General features: G+C 63.1%; 4 protein-coding genes and 1 pseudogene. All 5 read left to right on the top strand.

Annotated features, from left to right (window positions below; all coding sequences use genetic code 11):
- Positions 1-278, top strand: a pseudogene (locus WC739_RS25160) (beta-hexosaminidase); the annotation flags it as partial.
- 61 nt (positions 279-339) lie between these two features.
- Positions 340-1140, top strand: coding sequence for a ScpA family protein (locus tag WC739_RS25155; RefSeq protein ID WP_372955695.1), 801 nt, complete (start codon positions 340-342; stop codon positions 1138-1140).
- Positions 1137-1901: an SMC-Scp complex subunit ScpB gene (gene scpB / locus WC739_RS25150; protein WP_372955694.1), complete on the top strand. Its 765-nt coding sequence runs from the start codon at positions 1137-1139 to the stop codon at positions 1899-1901. Before WC739_RS25155 ends, scpB begins: the two co-directional genes overlap by 4 nt.
- A gap of 169 nt (positions 1902-2070) precedes the next feature.
- Entirely contained in the window at positions 2071-2292 is a 222-nt protein-coding gene (locus WC739_RS25145) for a twin-arginine translocase TatA/TatE family subunit (RefSeq protein ID WP_372955693.1), read from the top strand.
- A 29-nt stretch (positions 2293-2321) separates the two neighbouring features.
- Complete coding sequence (tatB, locus tag WC739_RS25140) at positions 2322-3110, top strand: Sec-independent protein translocase protein TatB (RefSeq protein WP_372955692.1); 789 nt, start codon at positions 2322-2324, stop codon at positions 3108-3110.
- Positions 3111-3119: the final 9 nt, after the last annotated feature.

Below are 3119 nucleotides of genomic sequence, written 5' to 3'. Positions count from 1 at the left end.
TCGACGGGCTGCTGATGAGCGACGACACCTCGATGAAGGCGCTTTCTGGGGATTTCCCGACAAAGGCGGCCTCGATCCTTGCGGCGGGCTGTGATCTGGTCCTTCACTGCAACGGTGTTTTCGAGGAAATGGCGGGCATCGCGTCGCGCACCACCGGCCTCGAAGGCACATCGCTGGAGCGCGCCAAACGGGCGCTGACCTATATCAAGAACCGTGACACGGTGGACGAAACCGAGATACGCGCCGAATTCGCCACCTATTTCGACGCGGTGGCCTGACATCAGGAAAGAACGGGACGTGGCCGAGACATTGGACAGCAAGGCCGCAAAGGCGGCACCGATGGACCGTCTCTGGGCCGAGAACGACGATTCACGCGTAACCGGGGACCCATCCCTGGTCGTCGACGTGGCCGGCTTCGAGGGTCCGCTTGACCTTCTTTTGCATCTTGCCCGCACGCAGAAGGTCGACTTGGCGCGGATCTCGATCCTGGCGCTGGTCGAGCAATATCTGAGGTTTGTCGATACGGCGAGGACGCTGCGGCTGGAACTCGCCGCCGATTACCTGGTGATGGCGGCATGGCTTGCCTTCCTGAAGTCGAAGCTGTTGATCCCCAAGCAGCCCGGTGACGAGGGCGAAAGCGGCGAGGAACTGGCAGCGGTGCTGCAATTCCGGCTGAAGCGGCTGGAAGCCATGCGCGATGCATCGGCGCGTCTGGTCAATCGCAATCGACTCGGCCGCGACGTGTTCGCGCGCGGCATGCCGGAAATGGTCATCGTCGACCGGCGCAACGCCTATTCGGCGTCCCTGTATGATCTGCTCACGGCCTATGCCCAGCAGCGTCAGAAGCAGGCCGTAAACAATGTAACGATCGCCAGGCGTGGTGTCTGGTCGCTCAAGGACGCGCGGGACATCCTGACCCGGCTGGTCGGTGCTGTCAGCGACTGGACGACTTTGGAAAGTTTCCTGATCGTGTACATGACCAGTCCGGAAGAACGGCGCACCGCAATCGCCAGTTCGTTTGCGGCCACATTGGAACTGGTGCGCGACGGGACGATGGACGTGCGGCAGGAGCAGACCTTCGCGCCGATCTATCTGCGCGGCCGCACGCAGGCAACCAAGGCAGTCGAGGTGGCATCATGAGAGAACGCGCCAACGCTTCCGTGATCCCGTTCAAGGCCGATGACGGGCCGGAGCAGGAGCTGTTTCCCGACGACGCGGTCGAGCAGGCCCAGAACCCGGCCGAACGGCTGCACATGGCCGAGGCCGTGCGCATGGCCGAAGCGATCGTGTTCGCCAGTGCCGAACCCGTCAGCGAAAAGCAGCTGGCGGCGCGGCTGCCCGATGGCATCAACATCGCGACCGCCATGCTTGAACTGCAGAAGATCTATGCGCGGCGCGGCGTCAACCTGGTGCGTGTCGGTGACGCCTGGGCATTCCGCACGGCGGGCGACCTGGCTTTCCTGATGAGCCGCGATAGCGTGCAGCAGCGCAAGCTGTCGCGCGCGGCGCTCGAAGTGCTGGCGATCATTGCCTATCATCAACCCGTCACGCGGGCCGAGATCGAGGACATCAGGGGCGTCGAGACCTCGAAGGGCACGCTCGACACGCTGCTGGAAACCGAGTGGGTGCGCATGCGCGGCCGCCGCCGCACCCCCGGCCGGCCCGTTACCTATGGCACGACCGACACTTTCCTCGACCATTTCGCGCTGGAGGAAATTCGCGATCTTCCCGGAATGGAAGAGCTGAAGGGTGCGGGGCTGCTGTCGGGCCGCATGCCGTCGAATTTTTCCATTCCGCTGCCGCCGGCGGACCCCGACGCGCTGACCGACGACGAGGATGCCCTGACGGACATCGACCTCGAGGAACTCGGCCTGCTGACGCCGCGCGTCACGGAAGATTGACTGGCAATAACGGCCAACTTGGCGAGGATGCGCGGATTCGTAGCGGACCATCGCGCTAAAAACGCGTGACATCCGGCACCCTTTCATAAACTCTGTCGCAGTTGTGTTTGAATCCCAACGCGAAAACGCATAGATCATCGCCAGGGAAAACATTCGAGAGAGATTTGCTATGGGTTCATTTTCGATTTGGCACTGGATGATCGTGCTGGTGATCGTGCTGCTGGTGTTCGGCCGCGGCAAGATTCCCGAGCTGATGGGCGACATGGCCAAGGGCATCAAGAGCTTCAAGAAGGGCATGGCCGACGATGATGTCGCCGAGGACAAGCGCACCGTCGAGCATCGCGCCGACGAGACTGTTTCGGGCGTGAAGGAAAAGGCCAGCAAGAGCTGAGCCCAAGGTTCTAGTCGGAACACAGTGCCATGTTTGAAGTCGGCTGGACCGAAATGCTGGTCATCGCGATCGTCATGATCGTGGTCGTCGGGCCCAAGGATTTGCCCAATATGCTACGCACGTTCGGCCGCACGACGGCCAAGCTGCGTGCCATGGCGGCCGATTTCCAGAAACAGTTCAACGAGGCGCTCAAGGAAGCCGAGCTCGACGACGTCAAGAAATCCGTCGACGAGCTCAGAGGTCTCAATCCAACAGCCGAAATTCGCAAGCAGCTCAATCCGTTCGAAAAGGCGGCCGCCGACGTACGATCGGGCGTCGACGCGGTGATGAAGCCGAAGCCCGCCGCTGATCCGGCGACATCAGCTGCTTCCACGCCGCTGGCGGCGGAGCCGTTGAAGAATGGCGCGACGGAAATGCCTGGTGTCAGCGGTCCGGAAACCGTGGCGGCAGCGGTACCGGTGTTTCCGGCAATGACCGATGAATCGGTGGTGACGTCGTCGCCGCCCGCGGAAGCAGTCCCGGCACCAAAGCCGTCGGTGGCGAAAAGAAGCAGCAGGGCCATACCGGCAAAATCAGCGCCGGCGGCGCCGGCTACGGCATCAACAGCCGTCGCGAATGCCCCCTTGCCGGCCGCGAAGCCGAAGCCTGCCGCCAAGGCGGCCGCGAAGAACGTGACGGCGGCGAACGCGGAAACGCCCGGGGCCGCCAGGCCCGCGGCAACCAAGACGGTCGCGGCCGTGCCAGTGGTTTCATCCGAACCGAAACCTGCCCAGGCCAGGAAGCCCGCGGCCAGGAAGACGGCGGGAGCCGCCAAGTGAGCGTTTCGG

The sequence above is a fragment of the Mesorhizobium sp. genome (assembly GCF_041661565.1).
Classification (GTDB): domain Bacteria; phylum Pseudomonadota; class Alphaproteobacteria; order Rhizobiales; family Rhizobiaceae; genus Mesorhizobium.
Note: the sequence above shows the minus strand (reverse complement) of the source record. Positions and strands in the feature narration are given on the sequence as shown.

Coding starts and splice junctions, on each gene's coding strand:
- scpB (WP_372955694.1), top strand. CDS start 1,137: ATGAGAGAACGCGCCAACGCTTCCGTGATCCCGTTCAAGGCCGATGAC.
- WC739_RS25145 (WP_372955693.1), top strand. CDS start 2,071: ATGGGTTCATTTTCGATTTGGCACTGGATGATCGTGCTGGTGATCGTG.
- WC739_RS25155 (WP_372955695.1), top strand. CDS start 340: ATGGACCGTCTCTGGGCCGAGAACGACGATTCACGCGTAACCGGGGAC.
- tatB (WP_372955692.1), top strand. CDS start 2,322: ATGTTTGAAGTCGGCTGGACCGAAATGCTGGTCATCGCGATCGTCATG.